Consider the following 19,689-nt stretch of genomic DNA (forward strand, 5'->3'; position numbering starts at 1 on the left):
CGAGGTATCCGATGGCATTACCAACTCAGGTAAAAATGGTCGAAGTCGGCCCCCGTGACGGCCTGCAGAATGAAAAGCCGGTCACCACAGAGGCCAAAGTCAGCCTTATTAACGCATTAACCGCAAGTGGCTTACGCTACATTGAAGCGGGCAGCTTTGTCAGCCCAAAATGGGTGCCACAAATGGCCGACAGTGCAGAGGTCATGGCTGCGATTGAGCGTAAACCAGGCGTTACCTATGCCGCGCTGACTCCAAATAGCAAAGGGTTCGAGCTTGCCATGCAAGCCGACGCGAACGAAGTGGCTATTTTCGGAGCAGCCTCGGAAGCCTTTAGTCAGAAAAACATTAACTGCTCGATCAGTGAATCCCTGGAGCGTTTTGCCCCCGTCCTTGAGCAGGCAAAAGCGAAAGGCGTTCGCGTTCGTGGGTATGTCTCCTGTGTGCTTGGCTGCCCCTATCAGGGGGAGGTTCCGCTCAGTGACGTGGTCCGCGTCGCGAAAACATTGTATGAGATGGGCTGTTACGAAGTATCCCTTGGCGACACCATAGGTGTGGGCACTCCTTTGGCGGCGCAACGGATGCTCAGTGCAGTCGCCGAAGAGGTACCTGTCGAAGCCCTCGCGCTGCATTTTCACAACACCTATGGCCAGGCGCTGGCGAACATTGCCAGTTGCCTGCCCCTCGGTGTAGCGACCATCGACAGCGCAGTTGCCGGGCTTGGCGGCTGCCCCTATGCCAAAGGGGCCAGTGGCAATGTAGCCAGTGAAGATGTGCTCTACATGCTGAACGGCATGGGCATTTCCACCGGCGTTGAGCTGGATACACTGGCCGCTGCGGGCTTTGAGATATGTCAGGCGCTGGGTACTAAACCCCGCTCACTAGTGAGTCAGGCGCTTGCAGCACAGTGTCAGTAACCTTGAACACAGCCGCAGTCCCGGCCTTGCACGGGCGTGCCTTGGCTTAACATGAATTGAGATGCATGCCTTGAAGTGCATTCCTTGCTGAACCACAAACGAATTATCAGGAAAGGTTTTGATATGTCACAGACACAGCTAACACCGCTATGGCAACCAAGTCAGCAGCGTATTGATAACTCACAGATGGCTGCCTTTATGCGTTTTCTGGCCAAGCAAGGGCTCAGTTTCAGCAGTTATGACGACTTATATCAATGGTCAACCGAGGAGAGCCCGGCGTTCTGGGCGTCTGTGTGGGACTATTTTGACGTTATAGCCAGTCAGCGGGGCAACCAGATCCTGGCTAACCCAACGCAGATGCCGGGGGCTAGCTGGTTTCCGCAGGCGCGTCTGAATTTCGCGGAGAATCTGCTGCGTCACCGCGATGAGCGCACCGCACTGGTGTTTGTCAACGAGCTCGGAGAACGACAAAGCATAAGCTACGCCGAGTTGTATAGCCGTACTGCTCAATTGGCCAGCGCATTGAAACAACAAGGCGTGGTCGCTGGCGACCGCGTCGCCGGGCTGATGCCAAACTGCATTGAAACCATTGTCGCTATGCTTGCCACAGCAAGTTTAGGGGCTGTGTGGTCGTCCTGCTCTCCGGACTTTGGGGTGCAGGGTGTTGTTGACCGCTTCGGCCAGATCGAAGCCAAAGTCATGATTACCGTCGATGGTTACTATTACAACGGAAAGCGTCTGCCACTGGCTGAAAAGGTCAATGCTATCGCCGGTAAACTGAATACCCTTGAAGCACTGGTCGTTTGCGACTTCATTGGTGAGGATGCGGCGCTCGATATCACCTCCGCTATCCGCTGGTCAGACTATCTTGATAGCTCAGCCAGCGAGATTGAATTTGTGCAGCGCGCTTTTAACGACCCCTTGTATATCATGTTCAGTTCAGGCACCACCGGCGTCCCTAAGTGCATTGTGCACGGCATTGGCGGCACCCTGCTACAGCATTTAAAAGAGCATGGTCTGCACACCGATTTAACCGCTGAGGATAATTTATTCTACTTCACCACCTGTGGCTGGATGATGTGGAACTGGATGGTCTCAGGTCTGGCACTCGGTGCTCAGCTTACCCTGTTCGACGGGTCGCCTTTCTACCCGGAACCAAAGCGGATGATGGACTTAATTGATGATGAAGCCATCACCATTTTTGGAACCAGCGCCAAGTACCTCTCCGCCCTGGAGAAAGCCGGTGAGAAACCTCGTCAAAGCCATTCGCTGACGTCTGTGAAAGCTATTTTAACCACTGGCTCAGTGTTACCACCAGAAAGCTTCGATTATGTCTACCGCGACATCAAAGAAGACGTTTGCTTATCATCGATTTCCGGTGGCACCGATATTATTTCCTGCTTTGCACTGGGTAATCCGGTACTTCCGGTTTACCGCGGCCAGCTGCAGTGTCGTGGCCTTGGCCTGGCGGTCAACATATACAACGATGCTGGCGAACCCGTGCGCAGTGAAAAAGGCGAGTTGGTGTGTGAAAAGCCATTCCCCAGTATGCCAATTGGATTTTGGAACGATAACGATGGTTCACGCTACCAAAGTGCCTATTTTGATCGCTTTACCAATATCTGGGCACACGGCGACTATGCAGAACTGACGGCCGAAAATGGCGTCATTATTTATGGCCGTTCAGATGCTGTACTTAACCCAGGTGGGGTACGTATTGGCACGGCTGAAATCTATCGTCAGGTGGAGAAAGTGGAGGCAGTGCTGGAAAGCATCGCGGTGGGTCAGCACTGGCAGGACGACGAGCGCGTGGTGCTGTTCGTTAAGCTACGCGATGGCGTGCAGCTCGACGATAGTCTGCGCGACAAGATCCGCAAGACCATCCGCGCCAATGCTACTCCACGTCACGTACCGGCAGTTATTGAGCAGGTTGCCGATATCCCGCGTACGATCAGCGGTAAAATTACTGAGCTGGCGGTACGCCAGGTTATTCACGGCGAGCCGGTTAAAAACACCGACGCCCTGGCCAACCCTGAAGCGCTGGACAACTTTCGCGACCTGCCAGCGCTGCGTTAAAGCTAACGCCAGGTTAAAAGTGCATAACTTGTAAACAATACGTTAACCAATTACGTAAATTGACGCCTAAGCGGTTGCTTCTTAGTACTGCTTAGGCGATTATCGTCCTAAAGACGTAAAACAACGATAATAAGTCGACATGCAACGATTTTCTCACTTTCGGCTAGCCATTTTAACGGCTTTGGTCGGCATTATACTGAGCTTAGGCATTAGTGCCTTTTTATATATTCAGGACAACCAGCGCATTCGTAGTCAGCTCAGCAATGACGTAACCGAACTGCAGCAGGAAGTTAACCGTCAGCTGCAGACTCATATGTTTGGTCTGACCTGGATGGCTCGTCATTCCACCCGCAATCAGGGTGATCATAATTTGTGGCAACGCGAAGCCCCCATCGTGATCAATTCTTATCCTCACTTTCGCTGTTTGTTATGGCTCAACAGTCAATTTGAGCTGGAGAGCCTCTACAGCACTATTGCGCAACCTTCCGTCGACCAACTTTTAGCTGACCAGGACTATCTCGACAGTCTGCGCGGACTTGAGCCAGGTCAGCGGGTTATGTTACCAGCCGGTCCACTAGCCCTGAATTCAGCGGACGTGGCATTGATTGCGCCGCTCAACACCAGTCAAGGCACCGATTATTACCTTGGCATCATCGACATCGAAGGTTTGCTGCGTTCAACAGTTGCCCGGCACATGGGACGCCATGTCTATTTCCGCCTGACGTCCGTTAGTAGCAACAGCACCGTGTTTGAACTTGGTAACAACGACGATGCCAGTCAAAGCTGGAGTGGTTTCTCGGAATTTACCCTGTTCGATGAGCAATGGCGGATGGAGCTATGGCCAGGTCAGGACCAACTGCAGGCAATGCGCAGCTGGGTTCCCTTGCTTATTATGCTGGCCGGACTGATTACCACGGCCCTGCTCACTTTTGTTCTCTATGTGCTGGGTATTAGCCGGGTGCGGGCGCAGGAACTGGCAGACACGAACATCGATCTGTACGTTGAAATTGAAGAGCGTGAACGGGTCGAGAAAAAAATGGCCTACCTGGCAGAGCATGACTGGTTAACCGATTTAGCGAATCGCAATGCGCTGATGGAGCGGCTTGAAGAGTTTTTCAGCCAGTCTGCGTTAACCCAGCAGCATGTCGGCGCGCTTTTTATAGACCTGGATAACTTTAAAGAAGTAAACGACGCACTGGGTCATTCGGTCGGCGACCAGCTTTTAAAACGGGTCGCTACACGACTCAATAAAATCGCCCCCAAACACGCCTGTCTGGCGAGAATGGGAGGCGATGAATATGTGCTCGCTATCGCCTGCCTGAATGACCCTGAAGAGCTGGAAAATTATGCCCGCCAGGTGCTGAGTGCACTGGATACCCACTTTTATGTCGATGACTACGAGATGTTTATCTCCGCCAGTATTGGGATTGCCCTTAGTCAGCCCGAAATTGATACCCCGGAAAGCCTTATCCGCAATGCGGATACGGCCCTGTACCGAGCCAAGGAGTCAGGTCGCAACAGCTACCATCTGTACAGTGAAATACTGCACCATGAACTGAATCAGCGCATGGAACTGATGAAGCGGTTACGTAACGCCGTCGAGCACGATAAACTTCGGGTTTACTATCAACCCAAAGTGGACATGCAAAGTCGACGTATCATTGGAGCGGAAGCACTGGTACGCTGGCAGGAGTCGGATGGTCAGATTATCGGACCGGATCAGTTTATACCGATCGCCGAGGACACCGGACTTATTATCCCTATTTCAGAGTTCGTTTTGAAAACCGCCTGTAAGCAGTTGGCAGCCTGGCACACTTTGGGCTTCACTGAATTGACCATGGCCGTGAACTTATCCGGCAAGCAATTGCAGTCTCCAGGCCTGATTGAACATATCATGGAGGTGGTCAATGAAAGTGGGATTCCACCGAATAAGCTTGAGCTTGAACTGACCGAGCAGGTTTTTATTGAAAATATTCAGTCGCACACGAATTTTATGCATGCGGTTCGTGAGCGTGGCATTGCGCTGGCCATCGACGATTTTGGTATTGGTTACTCGTCGTTGTCGTATTTAAAACATTTTCCGGTGACAGCTCTTAAAATTGACCGCTCTTTCGTGCAAGATCTACCAAATGACAAAGATGATGCCACACTCACTCAGACCATTATTAATCTGGCGAAGAGCCTGGAAATTGATTTAGTCGCCGAAGGTGTCGAAACTGAAGCACAAGTCGACTTTTTACTGGATAGAGATTGCAGCGTAGGTCAGGGCTATTTGTTCAGCCGCCCTATCCCTGCACATGAATTTACCCAATTACTGGATGATTACCAAGGCCAGATCCCAATCCAGATCATGTGAATGGTCTGGCCATTGCATAGGAGTATCCCATGGAACGCGAAAGCATGGAATTTGACGTGCTCATTGTTGGTGCTGGCCCTGCGGGCCTCGGCACAGCATGTCGGTTAGCCCAGCTAGCCAAAGAGAACGAACAGGAACTGCAAATTTGTGTAGTTGAAAAGGGTTCGGAAGTTGGTGCCCACATTCTGTCCGGTGCAGTCTTTGAGCCACGCGCCCTGAACGAGCTTTTTCCAGACTGGAAAGAGCGCGGCGCGCCACTGAATACCGCGGTAAGCGGTGATGATATCCTGCTCCTCAATAATGCAGAGAAAGGCACTAAACTAGCGAATTTTATGGTGCCAAAAACTTTCCATAATGACGGTAATTACATTGTCAGTATGGGCAACATCTGCCGCTGGCTGGCCGAACAGGCTGAAGCGCTTGGGGTCGAAGTATTTCCTGGTTTTAGCGCAGCTCAGGTGCTGTACACTGAGGCTGGTGAAGTCGCCGGGGTGATTACCGGTGATATGGGCGTTAGTGCCAGTGGTGAAGAAAAAGACAGTTTTATGCCTGGTATGGAACTGCGTGCCAAATACACCGTATTTGCAGAGGGCTGCCGTGGTCATTTAGGCAAAGAGCTGATTGAGAAATTCAATCTCAACGAAGGTAAAACGCCACAGCACTATGCGATTGGTTTTAAAGAAATCTGGGATATTCCCGCAGAGCAACACAAACCGGGCCTGGTAGTACACAGCACAGGCTGGCCTTTGAAAGACAATGCCTCAGGCGGCGGTTACCTCTATCATGCTGAAAACAACCAGGTCTTTGTCGGTCTGATCATTGATCTTAATTACGACAATCCAAACCTGAACCCGTATATGGAGTTTCAGCAATATAAACACCATCCTGAAATTAAAAAGTATTTAGCGGGTGGTAAACGGGTTAGCTATGGCGCGCGCGCAATTGCCAAAGGCGGTTATTACTCGTTACCGAAAATGACGATGCCTGGTGCGCTATTGGTTGGTTGCAATGCTGGCACGCTAAACTTTGCCAAGATCAAGGGTAACCACACCGCTATGAAAAGCGGTATGCTCGCCGCCGAAAGTATTTTTACCGCCTTAAAAGCCGAGCAGTCGCATACAGAACTGACTGACTACACCAGCGCCTTTGAAAAGTCCTGGGTCTATGATGAACTTTATCGTTCACGTAACTTCGGTCCGGCCGTGCACAAATGGGGTACCTGGTTAGGTGGCGCTTACAACACGCTGGATCAGAACTGGTTTGGCGGCCGCTTACCCTTCACTCTGAAAGACTGGCAGGCAGACCATAAAGGTATGCAAACCGTTGATAAGGCAGCTGCCATAGATTATCCAAAACCGGATAATCAGCTTAGCTTTGACCGTAATTCATCGGTGTATTTATCCAATACCAACCATGAAGAAGACCAGCCCTGTCATCTGCAATTAATAGACAGCAGTATCCCAATTGAGGTTAACCTGCCGAAATACAATGAACCGGCACAGCGCTATTGTCCTGCTGGCGTGTATGAAATAGTGCAAGCCGATAACGGCGAAGCACGCTTTCAGATTAATGCGCAAAACTGCATCCATTGCAAAACCTGCGACATTAAAGATCCAAGCCAGAATATTCGCTGGGTGACTCCGGAAGGAACCGGCGGTCCCAATTACCCCAATATGTAAAAAAATAAAAAAGCTCCCACGGGAGCTTTTTTATTTCCATTTTCAGGATTATGTTTTACATTTAATACACTATTAGTGTTTAATAGGCGCAAGCTTTCGTTTTTATCTATCTTCAACGACTATTTATTAACAAACTATTTATTAACAAGAAAGGTCCTCTATGTCTGATTTTTTAAATATCCTTACCCATGAGCGTCGTTTACGCGCTAACACCAAGGAATTAACTTTAGCGGAGCTGGAAGACGTTAAAGCTAAGCTTGACCGTATTATTGCCTCCCGTGAAGAGGAAGAAGCTGAGCTACGCAAGGAAGAAGAAGCGAAACGGGCACGGATAGAAGAAATCAAAAAGCAAATGCTTGATGCAGGTCTGGATATCGGAGACTTAGCCTCTGAATTAAATAGTTCTGCGACCAAGTCGTCAGCAGCTAAAGGGCGTAAGCGCACACCAAAGCCAGCTAAATATGAGTACGTTGATAACGGCGAGCAGAAGACATGGACCGGTCAGGGTCGCACCCCTAAAGTTATTCAACAGGCGATCGACAAAGGTCGTAGTGTTAAAGAGTTTTTAATAAAAAAGTAATTCCTGAATTTAGCATCAATAAAAAAAGGTAGCCAAATGGCTACCTTTTTTACATCGTTAACCAGCAAACGAATTTTAATACGCGTTCAGAGTAATATCGCCTACACCCACTTCAATAGTAACAGAGTAGTTGCCAAGCCCATGACCTTCTGCTGATTCTGTCACCACAGCCCGATTTGATGAATAATTTTGCAATCCGGACTGGCTAATACCACCAACCCCAACATTCCCTTCAAATGCACCCAATGCTTGCTGCGGCATAGAAAGTTCTACACTGCCAACTCCCACTTCAATTGAGAAACCAGCACTAACTTCATCGACTTCAAGGCTCCCTACCCCAAGCTGAACCGATACCGCTTCAAAGTCTGGAATATAAAGGGTCCAGTTGCCCTGCACGTCGTCTTCGTGCAACGCTAAGGTCAGCTGGTCACCGCGTTGATTAATCTCAATATCAACCTCACTAACGTCTTTCTTGCGGCGGAAAATGCCGTGGCGCTGACCTTCGAGTTCGACTTCAGCACGGATCTGATCATCATCTGCCGCTTTAATCTGGATGGTTCCAACGGCGTTTTCGACCGTTAACCGACGCGTTTCTGAGCCGTCAATTTGATGGTTGCGAACCACGGTATCAGCGGCCAACGCGGATACCGATACCAAGAGTAACGCTGAGGTGATACAAAAGGCGCCAAGCACCGCGCGAATGCGAATTTGTTTTGTTGTTAAGGTCATGGTTATTCTCCTGTTACCTGTGCAGCACTGGCACATCGCTAAATATGGGATTTACAGCAGTGGATTTTGCAATCTATAAGCCAACTTTTTAAACTTTAAAAATCATATAGTTACAAAGACTCCTAAAAAGAAAACTTAGTCGGGTCACCAATTTTTGGTGAAAAGCACAAAGTTGTGGTGAAATAGCCTGCTCACATCAGCCGTCACTAATTCCCGGGCAATTCTCATGTATACGCTTGAACCGATAGCCATTGTTGAATCCCCTTACAAAGAGAAGTTTGCAATTCCGCGTCAGCCTGGGCTGGCGCCTTCTGCCGAAGGGCGGGTCGTTCTTCAGGGAGCATTTAATAACCCGCAGTGCCTGCAGGGACTTGAGCAGTTTTCCCATCTCTGGCTGCAGTTCATATTTCATCAGACTCAGGCACAGGGCTGGAAACCACTGATTCGCCCGCCACGTCTGGGCGGCAATAGCAAAGTGGGTGTCTTTGCATCGCGCTCAACATTTCGCCCCAATGCCCTGGGGCTATCGGTAGTCCGCCTGCAACGAGTCGAATGTCTGAACGGTCAGTGGCAGCTGGTCATCAGTGGGTTTGATTTACTCGACCAAACACCGGTCGTCGATATAAAGCCCTATTTACACTACAGTGATGCTGTCCATGACAGTCAGTCGGGTTTTGCGCAGTTGCCGCCAGAACTGATGCCAGTCACCTTCGCCCCAGAGGTGGAGGACTTTTTCGCCCGCCAGCCGACGTTTGCACAGTTGGTGCGTGAAGTCTTAGCTCAGGACCCTCGACCTGCGTATCGCCACGGCCACAGCGACAACCGTACGTATGGGGTGCGATTAAGCGACTACAATATCAACTGGATAGTCCGTAACGAGGTTGCTGTAGTCACTGCTGTCAGCGACTGCTAGAATGCAGCACACAGAATTTCGAACCGAAAACCTCGAACCGTAAAACAAAATAATTTTCGCCGGGAGAGCAAAACCACTCATGCGCAGCAGCAACTATTTACTGGCCACATTAAAAGAAACCCCTTCCGATGCAGAAATCGTCAGCCACCAGTTGATGATGCGTGCAGGCATGGTGCGTAAAGTCGCCTCAGGCTTGTATACCTGGACGCCGACGGGCTTACGTGTTTTACGTAACGTTGAGCGTATCGTTCGCGAAGAAATGGAAGCTGCCGGTGCTATCGAAACACTGATGCCGATGGTACAGCCGGCCGATCTGTGGCAGGAATCCGGACGCTGGCAGGACTACGGCCCTGAGTTACTGCGCCTGCAGGATCGCAATCAACGCGACTTTGTACTCGGCCCGACCCATGAAGAAGTCATTTCTGAACTGGTGCGTAAAGAAGTCAGCAGTTACAAACAACTGCCACTGAACCTGTTCCAGATCCAGACCAAGTTCCGCGACGAAATACGGCCGCGATTTGGGGTCATGCGTTCGCGCGAATTCATTATGAAAGATGCGTATTCGTTCCACATTGATGAAGCCAGTCTGGAACAAACCTATCAGGTTATGTTTAAAGCCTACCAGACGATATTTAGTCGTCTGGGGCTGGATTTCCGTCCGGTTATCGCCGACACAGGCTCGATTGGTGGCAACCTGTCCCACGAGTTCCATGTGCTGGCTGAATCCGGTGAGGACGCCATCGCCTTTTCTGACAGCTCAGATTACGCTGCCAACGTCGAGCTGGCGGAAGCCATCGCCAGCAAAGACAACGCAGATCCGGCTACTGCAACCATGGAAGAAGTCGAAACGCCGAATGCGAAAACCATCCAGGCATTGGTTGAGCAATTTGGCCTGGCGATTGAGAAAACCGCCAAAACCCTTATTGTGCATGGCGCAAACGAAAACGGCGAAGCATCCGGACTGATCGCCCTGATGGTTCGCGGCGACCACGAGCTGAATGATATCAAAGCCTCTAAACTGCCGCAGGTAGCCAGTCCGCTTACCTTTGCCAGCGACGATGAAATTCGTGCGGCGGTCGGTGCCGGCCCAGGGTCACTGGGCCCAGTCGGGCTGCCACTGCCTATGGTGGTAGACCGTGAAGTGGCAGTAATGAGTGATTTTGCCGCTGGCAGCAACAAGGATGGCTCTCATTATCTGAACATCAACTGGGGTCGCGATGTCGAGCTGCCCGCGGTGGCTGACTTACGCAACGTCAAAGCCGGTGACCCGAGTCCGTGCGGCAAGGGCACTCTGGATATCAAACGCGGTATCGAAGTGGGCCATATTTTCCAGCTTGGCACTAAATACAGCGACATGATGAAAGTTGGTGTGCTGACTGAAAGTGGCAAACACCAGAACCTGCTGATGGGGTGTTATGGTATCGGTGTCTCGCGCATAGTAGCGGCGGCTATCGAACAGAACAACGACGCCAATGGCATTATCTGGCCAGAGGCGATGGCACCCTTCGAAGTCTGTATTCTACCGATGAACATGCATAAGTCAGCGCGTGTTCAGGAGGTCGCAGAGAGACTTTATGAAGAATGTAAGGGGGCTGGCCTGAACGTACTCTTTGATGACCGTAAAGAACGTCCTGGTGTGATGTTTGCTGATATCGAGTTGATTGGTATCCCTCATGTTATCGTCGTGGGCGAACGCAACCTGGATGAAGGCATGATCGAGCTGAAAAACCGCCGCAGCGGTGACAAGGAAAAAGTTGCCATTGCTGATGTGGTACAACAACTGACAGCCACCAACAACCGCTAGCCACAACATTGCGCAAAAACAAAAAGCCAGTTCATTGAACTGGCTTTTTGTCGTTTAACGGCTACACAGTAGAGATAGTAGAGTTAACCTACACTAACTGCCAGCCACCAGGAGTGTTCCATGAGGATTGCATTTTTCAGTAGTAAAGCCTACGACAAACAATCATTTACTGAACGCAATCAGGAACTTGGAAGTGACCATCAGTTAACCTTCTTCGACACTGGGTTAAGCGAGCAAAGCGTTGCCCTTGCCGCCGGCCACGACGCCGTCTGCGTCTTCGTCAATGACAAAGTTGACGCCACTATTCTACGGCAACTGCACAACGCCGGAGTGAATCTTCTGCTGTTACGCTGTGCCGGATTTAACAACGTTGATCTGGCCACCGCAGAACAGCTTGATATCACGGTCGCCAGGGTCCCCGCCTACTCCCCCCATGCCGTGGCTGAACTGACGCTGGCTCTATTACTCAGCCTTAATCGCAAAATTCACCGGGCCTTTAATCGCGTCCGCGAAGGCAACTTTGCCCTCGACGGCTTAATGGGCTTTGATATTCATGGCAAAACTGTCGGGCTACTGGGCGCAGGAAAAATAGGTCAGCGTTTCGCCCATATTATGCAGGCGATGGGCTGCCGGGTCCTGATCACAGACCCTTATGCCGACCCGGCTGAACTCGCCGCGTTTGAACTGGTGGAACTGCAAACCTTGCTCCACGAATCTCATATTATTTCGCTGCACTGTCCATTAACACCAGACACCCACCACATTATTAACCGGGATACCCTCAGCAAAATGCGCGATGGTGTAACCCTGATTAACACCAGCCGCGGCCCAATGATTGATACCAAAGCGGTTATTGAGGCATTGAAATCAGGCAAAATTGGCAGTCTTGGCCTCGACGTTTATGAAGAGGAAAGTGACCTGTTTTTTACCGACCTTTCCAACCAGGTCATTCAGGACGACACTTTTATGCGCCTGCTGACCTTTCCCAACGTATTAATTACTGGCCATCAGGGATTCTTCACCAAAGAAGCCCTGAGCAACATTGCTGAAACCACCTTACTTAACGCCAGCGCGGTAGAAGGCAAAGGCGGCGAGCTGCACCGGGTCACCAGCCAGAAAGTTGTATGACAGATTCGCTGTTACTGGCACTCCCACTGCTCTCGATTCTGCTCACCATGGCCTGGCTCCGCTGGCGTGCGGCGACCTCCGCATTACTGGCAATTGCCATAGCACTGTCAGTGGCCTGGTGGCGTTATCCGCAAAACTCGTCCGGGCTATTCCTTTCGCTGTTGCCCGGCAGTGCTGCTGAAGCCGGGCTCATGAGTTTAACCATTCTCTGGATTATATTTGCCGCGCTGGCGATCCATATGCTGCAGCAACGCTCAGGGTCACTTGCTTCAATCCAGCAGCAACTTGCGCGGCTGCACCCTGACCCTAAGGTCAGCGCACTCTTTATTAGCTGGTTTTTTTCTCTCTTTATGGAAGGCGCCGCTGGTTTCGGAACCTCTGCCGCGCTCACCGCGCCCTTTCTCGTTAGCGCTGGTTTCGGTCGGGTTCAGGCGGTCATTCTGGCCTTGTTTGGCCATGCCGTGGGCGTCATGTTTGGCGCTGTGGGCACCCCTGTGCTCGCTCAGGCTACCATTACCGGATTTGCCCCCACTGCTCTGGCTCAGGCCAGCATACTCTTTGCCTTGCCTGGCATTCTCATTCTGCCTCTCGCGATGACCCGTACCCTCAGCATGCGTAACCCCGGTCCTGCCCTGCTGACCGGGGTTAGTTTTTTTGCTCCCTTTGCCGCACTGGCCTGGTGGACAGGTCCGGAATTACCCACCTTAGTGGGCGCATTAGCCGGGGCCCTGATATTTACCCTGATCACCCGTATCTGGCCCACTGCTTTTAGTTCGGGCAACAGTGTTCCACTTGGAATCCAGATGAAATGGCGCCCCTACGCGCCTTATTTAGTCCTTATCTGTCTGGTACTCATTACACGGCTCCAACCGGACCTGCGTGAAGCCCTGCAAAGCTGGATCTGGCAATGGCGATGGGGCGAATTCGAGGCTTCAATGCAACCGGCCTATCATCCGGGGACGTTACTTTTCATTAGTTTTATAATGACAGCCGTGATCCAGCAACAGCAGCTTCGCAATGTTATGCATGCGATCCGGCAGGCCGCTTTGCGCCTGCTTCCAGTCGCCATTGCATTGCTTTTAATGCTGTTCCTGTCGAGGCTGATGGTGCATACAGGGCTGATTATTGATTTGGGCTACGCGTTAGCGTCTGCGAGCGGAGTCAGTTGGGTTGTGTGGGCTGCATTGGTTGGCCTGATTGGCACGTTCATTACCGGTTCAGCGACTGCTTCCAATGTGCTTTTCAGCGAATTTCAAATGGCCGCCGCGGATCAGGCTGCGGTTGCCAGGCTGCCGATGTTAGGGGCGCAGAACTATGGCGCCGCCCTGGGTAACATGGTCTGTCCGCACAACATTATCGCCGCCGGGGCAACGGTACAGCTAAAAGGGATGGAGGGACAGGTGCTGCGCGCCACTCTGCCTGTCGCTCTTCTATTGGTCGCCTGCGGAGGCGTTATCGCGTTGCTGCTAACCCGGCTAGTGTTTTAGTCGTCCTCTGCAAACAATCGCGAATGATATTCCGCTTCCTGCAACGCGCTGTAAATGTTCGCGGTATTGGTTTGCTGATAGCCATACCAAATCCGGTCGGCGCCGCGATATAAAATCAGGCTGGTAGCATCTTCAGCACGAAAGCGTTCTACCAGTTCCGGTTCTGCATCGAAATCCACTTCAAATACTTTTACCGGCGACTGCGGAAAATCAATAAAGTAGCGTGCCAGGACCCGTTTTTGCTGGATACAATCAGGGCACCAGCGTTGATGAAAGTTGATCAAAATCAGATCATTGTTAGCCTGTGCCGTACGGAACGCCTCTTCATTAAAGGTTTCCATGCGCCGGTTCAGTGCGCTGTCATCAATGGGAGCGCCAAAAATCATCAACCAAAAGCCGATCCCCACTACAGCGACAATAATCAGGGCAATAATGCTTTTAAACCAGTTCATGGATACTCCTGTTTAATTAAGACTCATGCCCGGCCAGCGGATCGACATAGTGCAGATGCATATCCCAGGGGAAATGAATCCAGGTATCCTGGCTTAAATCCGCCTCATAGTCATCGACCAGCTCAAGCCCGGCAGGCTTGCCGTAAACGGTGATAAACCGTGCTTTCGGGAAGCGCTTTTTAAGCAGACGCAGGGTATTGCCGGTATCGACCAGATCATCAACGACCAGAAAACCTTCGCCATCCTCGGTGGAGGAAACGTCTTTGACCACAATGGCTTCTTCACGCTGCGAGGTATGGTCATAGGAACTGACACAAATACTGTCAACCAGACGGATATTAAGCTCACGGGAAATAATCGCAGCCGGTACCAGCCCGCCCCGACTCACCGCAATAATCCCCCGCCACTGCTCTGCGGGCAGTTGACGGCGGGCTAACTCACGGGTAGCACGGTGCAGCTCTTCCCACGACACGAAAAATTCTTTATTACTGTGCAATGTCATTTTAGATCCTGTTAAAAAACCCAATAATCACCAAACCTATGATTAGATGCGTTAAACTATATCACTTTTAGCCAAGTAGGACACGAGAGCAACTATGCCAAAAGCGATTTACATCGAAGCCAATGGTGGCCAGTACGAAGTGGACGTTGAAGTCGGTCAGAGCCTGATGGAAGCCGCCACAGAGAATATGATTGACGGTATTATTGGTGAATGTGGTGGCGTCTGTTCATGCGCAACCTGTCACGTTTATGTCGACCCGGCCTGGGTAGACAAACTGGCCCCCGTCGGCGATATGGAAGAAAGTATGCTCGACATGGCCAACGACCCACAGGACAACAGCCGGCTAAGCTGCCAGATAGAAATGACCGATGAGCTCGACGGTATTATCCTGCGCCTGCCTGCCTCGCAATTCTAAAACGAATCGGTCGTAATTAGTCCACCGCGGTCACCGCGACCATAGTCTGGTCGTGGTAGCCCGTGGTCACCTGAATAAAGCCTGTGAGCGCCTGATCCAGCTCAATATCGCCGGTATCAACCCGCAGCGGTCGCCCCTCCAGTGCTTTAAGCTTAGTTTTGCTGGCCACAACAATAATATTCGGTCGTCCCACCGCTTTAATAACCGCCGGGCTGAGCTGCTGATTGCCACGCCCAAAAATATGCCCCTGGCCGCCAATTAAGGTAATCACCAAATAACGTTTTGTGTAGTCGCGGCACAAAGCTTCGAGCTGTGCCGCGGTCAGGTCGCTGCCAATCAACTGCTGATTGACAATGGCATCGACGCCCAGCAGCGTATTAGGTAAGTCCATCTGCTCCATCAGCGCCGCAACGGTCGAGCCAGAGCCCATTATGTACAGCGCATCGTCTTCCATGTTTTCAATCACATCATCGGCGATGTCCGTCAGCACCAGTTCGTCACTTTCACGGCCACCCATTTTAACCGCCTGCATGTATTCAAGCTCACCCGGCACCAGCATTTCACCGTAACGCCGCGCACGCACATTGCCCTGACGGAAGGCGTTTTCATCAATGTCCATCACATCCGCATGGCGCACTGTAGTCAACTGACCGCTCACCAACAACTCGAGCACCCGGCCCGCCGCTTTGGGTGAGACCGCATACACCCCGGAATGAATTTTTACACCTGCCGGGATACCCACCACTGGCAGGGTATCTCCGATCACAGCATAGACATCACGGGCAGTACCATCGCCACCCGCGAACACCAGCAAATCAATCCCAGCCTCGACCAAGGCACTAACAGCCGCTTTGGTATCATCCGCTTCAGACTGCTGCGGCGTCTGGTACAGTGTTTCACTGGCGAACTCTAAACGTTGCAGCACATCGGCCCCCATCGCGCCACTGGCCGTCAGCCATTGAATACTGGACTGATGCGGCTGCAGTAACTGCAATGCCTGCTCGACCCGTTGATTGGCTTTCAGTTCAGCGCCTTTAGCAAGGGCCTCTTGGCGGGTGGCTTCACCGTCGCTGCCTTTTAAACCCACTGCACCACCAATCCCGGAATACGGATTTACTACCAGACCAATTCGGAACATCAGTTCAACTCCTTACGCGGCGTGATACAAACGCCCAACTTCAATCTCAGGGGTGCGGTAAAATTGCTGCAATGCAGTGGCAAAACGTGCTGCCCGCTGTGGTAGTCCGGTCTGCAGATAATCGGCTAACTGCGCGCGCACCGCCTGATCAAAAGCGGCTACATTGACAGCATCCGGATCAGCGGCGGCGAGGTTGTCACAGCTGACTTCAAAATCATGTCCGGCACTTAAGCAGAATAAAAGCTCCAGCGCCTGAGGCTTACATTCTACCTGCTCAAACTGACGCTGTTCGTCCCCATTGCGCCCGTCCGGCTTGTACCAGTAGCCATAATCAACAAGATGACGGCGCACCCGGCCGGCAACGCACCAATGCGCAATTTCGTGCAATGCGGAGCGGTAAAAGCCGTGGGCGAACACAATCCGGTGGTAGCTACAACGGTTGCTGGAAGGCAGGTACAGCGGCTCGTGCGAGCCGCTGATCAAGCGGGTATTGTGACTCTCGGCAAAGGTAGCATTAAAGACATCAATCACGTCTTCTATTGTATGCGTTAGACCTGCTGTCACAAAACCCTCTCATCTAGTTAGTTAACCTGCCCGGTTCACTCAGCATACTGCTGAAATGGCATGCCTTCGACCCACCATTCAGGTGCCGGTTCGCCCTTCAGATAATGATCGAAGAACTCGAGCATTTTAATCGTGTAATCAATTTTATTGGCGTAACGTTGCAAATGGTGCGGTTCGTCTTCGTAATGCAACATCACCACCTCTTTGTCCAGACGGCGCAAGGCAAGATAATACTCGATCCCCTGCTCCCATGGAACGGCCCCATCGGCATCACCAAACTGGATCAGCATGGGTGTATTGATCTGATCGGCAAAAAACACCGGTGAGTTTTCAATATAGGGGTCAAGATCCTCATACATGCTAGGCCCGATCCGGCTTTGTCCGGTTTCATATTGAAACTGACGGGCGAGCCCACTCTGCCAGCGAATTCCGGTATAGGCGCTGGTCATATTCGACACCGGTGCGCCGCTGACTACCGCCGCAAACATGTCCGTTTCGGTGACCACAAATGCCGACTGGTAGCCTGACCAACTATGCCCGTGCAAACCTATTGCGTCCGGATCTGCAATACCCATGTCGATCAGCTTTTCTACCCCGGGAACCAGAGACTCAGTTGCACTTGGTCCCGGTGCGCCCATACGGAAGCGAATATCCGGTAAAAAGACCACATAGTCCTGGCCAACATAAAACGGGAAGTTCGGGCGGTGATTTACCTTCATCTGATTGAAATGGTAGAGCCGCTGTGAATACTGCTCGTAGTAATAGACCATCACCGGGTAGGTGCGTGAGGGGTCATAGTCATCCGGCTTGATAACAATACCCTGCAAGGTTTCGCCATCCTCGATTTGCCAGTCGATAAGTTCTGCATTGCCCCACTTAAACTGATCAATTTGTGGGTTTACCTCGGTCAGTTGCAAGGGTTGGTCGAAATCCAGAGTAGCCGACCAGACATCCGGAAACTGACGGAAATCTTCTTCAGTAAACAGAATCCGCTGTTGCTCGTCACTGTAATCCACATAGCGATAGCGCTTTTTGTCTTGCAGCAGGACCTCGAAGGCGCCCGACGCTAAATCAAGCTGATAGAAGCCATGGTATTTTTCACGGTCACTGTAACTTTCAATCAATAACCGCTGGTCACTGGCGAAGCCTAGGTCGTCATTCAGCGCTCTGACCCGGTACTGCATCTCCTGTTCGCGCCCGTTGGGAGTTAACTTAACCGCGTCGCCGTCCACTGAAAGTTTCCATACGTCGTAGCGGTCATAAGCCAGGAAGGCACTGCTATCATCAAGCCAGCCGGCAATACCGTAGCTGGAGGCTTCCATCGGCCGATCGTTTTCTTCATCAACCCAGGATACTGTTACTTCGGTAGCGACTTGCTGCTGGCTGCCGTCCTGGCTGTCAAAAACGTAGTACGCGTCGTCATTCTGATATGCCACATAGCGCCCGTTCGGTGACAGGCTGCCGCGTTCGTTACTGCGCACCTGCGACACCACCCGCTGCCGCTCGCCACTGTCGAGGCTTACGTGGTCGATGTCATGATAAAAACCATCCCAGCTGATTTGGCGCAGATACGGTCGCGAGTTACTGACCAACTGTGCCGTAGCGTGCTCGGTCTGACGCCAGTTGTCCTCAATATCATCGCCCAGCATGACCACCCGACCCTGCTCAACCCACACCACTGCAGGGGTCGTTGCTTTCTGGCTATTTTCGTAGCTTTGTCGTTGGTGGGTAATAACACGCTCGTCATCGCCATGCCAAACCTGTAAGCGCCGGTCATCGAGTAAACGGTCCAGGCTGTACAGCTCATCATAACTAGCCGGCGCTGCCAGAGATTCTTCAGCTGCTGCCGGTAGCGGCTGGTAGCCGATGAAGATGCGGGCGTCGTCTTCACTCCAGCTCGGTGACTGGTGCTCACTCAGAAGCCAGCCCTCACGTTCGCTTTCAATCCTGGTTAGTCCTGGCTGACCATACTGCCATAGCTGCAACGCTTGCGCTGCCGGCGCCTGTTCAGGGTCTGCTTCGCCCTGAAGAAACGCCAGGGCATCGCCTGCATGGTTGAACGCCAGCCCGCTGAACGCGATGTCAATGGCGCCTGCTAGCTGCAAGCGGCTGTGGTTGGTAGTATTCATCACCCAGAGGCTGGTGGTGTCGTTGTTCTTTATGGTGTAGGCAAAACGTGGCCCTGCTTCCGCCACCTGAAAATCACTCACCTGCTTTATCTGCTGTTGGTCACCGTCACTTAAACGTAACAGGGTCAATGTCTGAGTGCTGGCTGCGCTCTTTTCCTTGTTACTTTCTACGTCGGCATTCTCTGCTTCGGCATTCTCTGCTTCGGCATTCTCAGCTTCGTCAGTGGCGGCTTGATCATCGTTCATCGATAACATCAGCAGGTAGTCACCATCACCCGTGAAGGCAAAGCGGGCCACCCGGGAAAATTCCTGCTGCTCGCCATTCTCGGTATCGATCAACACCAAATCGGTTTCTTTCGACCGCTTCTGCAGTTCATCATCCGCATCATCAAACTCCGCCTGTTCGCGGGTTAACAGTGACGGGCGCTGACGAAAGGCCACATAGCGACCATCTGCATTGAGCTGCGGCTGATCCGCACGTTCGGCCTCAAACTGCTCGCCGCTCAGCACATTGACTACATAACCGACCGGATCGCCGTAATCCGGCACAGCACTATAGGCAAACCAACGTCCATTGTCGCTCAGCACCGACTGCTCGATTTCGCGAAACTGCATAATATCGGTTAACTGCAATGGTCGTTTTTCACTGTCTGCCAAACTAACCGACGACCCCAGTGAAAGGCTTGCCCCTGCAATCGCCAGGGTCAGACTCGTCAATAAACGGCGTCGTCTGTGCATCAATGTGCTCATAGCGTTCTCTCTTAGTATTTATTATCTGGTTATGACATTGGTGGCTACAATTATCGCTGATACAGCACCCAGT

Annotated in this window: 16 protein-coding genes; 10 read left to right on the forward strand and 6 right to left on the reverse strand. The window is 51.8% G+C overall.

The window, feature by feature from the left end; all coding sequences use genetic code 11:
• Positions 1–11: 11 nt before the first annotated feature.
• From CWE12_RS03550 to CWE12_RS03570, 5 genes are all read left to right on the forward strand, one after another.
• The gene (locus CWE12_RS03550) at positions 12–914 is read left to right on the forward strand and encodes a hydroxymethylglutaryl-CoA lyase (protein WP_126788280.1); all 903 of its coding nucleotides are present in this window, start codon (positions 12–14) and stop codon (positions 912–914) included.
• 123 nt (positions 915–1,037) lie between these two features.
• Positions 1,038–2,990 carry an acetoacetate--CoA ligase gene (locus CWE12_RS03555; protein ID WP_126788281.1) on the forward strand — a complete coding sequence of 651 codons (1,953 nt, stop codon included), beginning with the start codon at positions 1,038–1,040 and terminating at the stop codon, positions 2,988–2,990.
• Positions 2,991–3,129: 139 nt separating this feature from the next.
• Positions 3,130–5,346, forward strand: coding sequence for a putative bifunctional diguanylate cyclase/phosphodiesterase (locus CWE12_RS03560; RefSeq protein ID WP_126788282.1), 2,217 nt, complete (start codon positions 3,130–3,132; stop codon positions 5,344–5,346).
• Positions 5,347–5,375: 29 nt separating this feature from the next.
• The gene (locus tag CWE12_RS03565) at positions 5,376–7,025 is read left to right on the forward strand and encodes an electron transfer flavoprotein-ubiquinone oxidoreductase (RefSeq protein WP_126788283.1); all 1,650 of its coding nucleotides are present in this window, start codon (positions 5,376–5,378) and stop codon (positions 7,023–7,025) included.
• Positions 7,026–7,185: 160 nt separating this feature from the next.
• Complete coding sequence (locus CWE12_RS03570) at positions 7,186–7,605, forward strand: H-NS family histone-like protein (protein ID WP_126788284.1); 420 nt, start codon at positions 7,186–7,188, stop codon at positions 7,603–7,605.
• Between the two features lie 75 nt (positions 7,606–7,680).
• Here CWE12_RS03570 and CWE12_RS03575 read toward each other — a convergent pair whose 3' ends face one another.
• Entirely contained in the window at positions 7,681–8,334 is a 654-nt protein-coding gene (locus CWE12_RS03575; protein ID WP_126788285.1) for a hypothetical protein, read from the reverse strand.
• Between the two features lie 226 nt (positions 8,335–8,560).
• Between CWE12_RS03575 and tsaA the strand changes: the two genes are divergently transcribed.
• The 4 genes from tsaA to CWE12_RS03595 all read left to right on the forward strand — a co-directional run bounded on the left by tsaA (position 8,561) and on the right by CWE12_RS03595 (position 13,666).
• A complete protein-coding gene (gene tsaA, locus CWE12_RS03580; protein WP_126788286.1) occupies positions 8,561–9,247 on the forward strand; it encodes a tRNA (N6-threonylcarbamoyladenosine(37)-N6)-methyltransferase TrmO in 687 nt (228 codons plus the stop codon).
• Positions 9,248–9,326: 79 nt separating this feature from the next.
• Positions 9,327–11,051, forward strand: a complete 1,725-nt coding sequence (locus CWE12_RS03585) for a proline--tRNA ligase (RefSeq protein ID WP_126788287.1) — start codon at positions 9,327–9,329, stop codon at positions 11,049–11,051.
• Positions 11,052–11,171: 120 nt separating this feature from the next.
• Positions 11,172–12,179 carry a 2-hydroxyacid dehydrogenase gene (locus CWE12_RS03590; RefSeq protein WP_126788288.1) on the forward strand — a complete coding sequence of 336 codons (1,008 nt, stop codon included), beginning with the start codon at positions 11,172–11,174 and terminating at the stop codon, positions 12,177–12,179.
• A complete protein-coding gene (locus CWE12_RS03595) occupies positions 12,176–13,666 on the forward strand; it encodes an L-lactate permease (protein ID WP_126788289.1) in 1,491 nt (496 codons plus the stop codon). The genes CWE12_RS03590 and CWE12_RS03595 overlap by 4 nt, the downstream gene beginning before the upstream one ends.
• Here the strand turns inward: CWE12_RS03595 and CWE12_RS03600 are convergent.
• Positions 13,663–14,118 (reverse strand): thioredoxin family protein, encoded by a 456-nt coding sequence (locus CWE12_RS03600; RefSeq protein ID WP_126788290.1) that lies wholly within the window; start codon positions 14,116–14,118, stop codon positions 13,663–13,665. The genes CWE12_RS03595 and CWE12_RS03600 overlap by 4 nt on opposite strands.
• Positions 14,119–14,134: 16 nt before the next feature.
• Entirely contained in the window at positions 14,135–14,620 is a 486-nt protein-coding gene (gene gpt, locus CWE12_RS03605; RefSeq protein WP_126788291.1) for a xanthine phosphoribosyltransferase, read from the reverse strand.
• Between the two features lie 94 nt (positions 14,621–14,714).
• On the opposite strand from gpt, the gene CWE12_RS03610 reads away from it, so the two are divergent.
• On the forward strand, positions 14,715–15,035 hold the full coding sequence (locus tag CWE12_RS03610; protein ID WP_126788292.1) for a 2Fe-2S iron-sulfur cluster-binding protein: 321 nt from the start codon (positions 14,715–14,717) through the stop codon (positions 15,033–15,035).
• A 16-nt stretch (positions 15,036–15,051) separates the two neighbouring features.
• Here CWE12_RS03610 and CWE12_RS03615 read toward each other — a convergent pair whose 3' ends face one another.
• Genes CWE12_RS03615 through CWE12_RS03625 form a run of 3 tightly spaced genes read right to left on the reverse strand, consistent with a single transcriptional unit; the run spans position 15,052 to position 19,616 of the window.
• Positions 15,052–16,176 carry an ATP-NAD kinase family protein gene (locus CWE12_RS03615; protein WP_198675687.1) on the reverse strand — a complete coding sequence of 375 codons (1,125 nt, stop codon included), beginning with the start codon at positions 16,174–16,176 and terminating at the stop codon, positions 15,052–15,054.
• Between the two features lie 9 nt (positions 16,177–16,185).
• Positions 16,186–16,737, reverse strand: a complete 552-nt coding sequence (locus CWE12_RS03620) for an elongation factor P hydroxylase (protein ID WP_126788294.1) — start codon at positions 16,735–16,737, stop codon at positions 16,186–16,188.
• Between the two features lie 35 nt (positions 16,738–16,772).
• The gene (locus CWE12_RS03625; RefSeq protein ID WP_126788295.1) at positions 16,773–19,616 is read right to left on the reverse strand and encodes an alpha/beta hydrolase family protein; all 2,844 of its coding nucleotides are present in this window, start codon (positions 19,614–19,616) and stop codon (positions 16,773–16,775) included.
• Positions 19,617–19,689 lie beyond the last annotated feature (73 nt).

Origin of the sequence: Aliidiomarina sedimenti, assembly GCF_003986955.1 — a bacterium.
Lineage (GTDB): Bacteria > Pseudomonadota > Gammaproteobacteria > Enterobacterales > Alteromonadaceae > Aliidiomarina > Aliidiomarina sedimenti.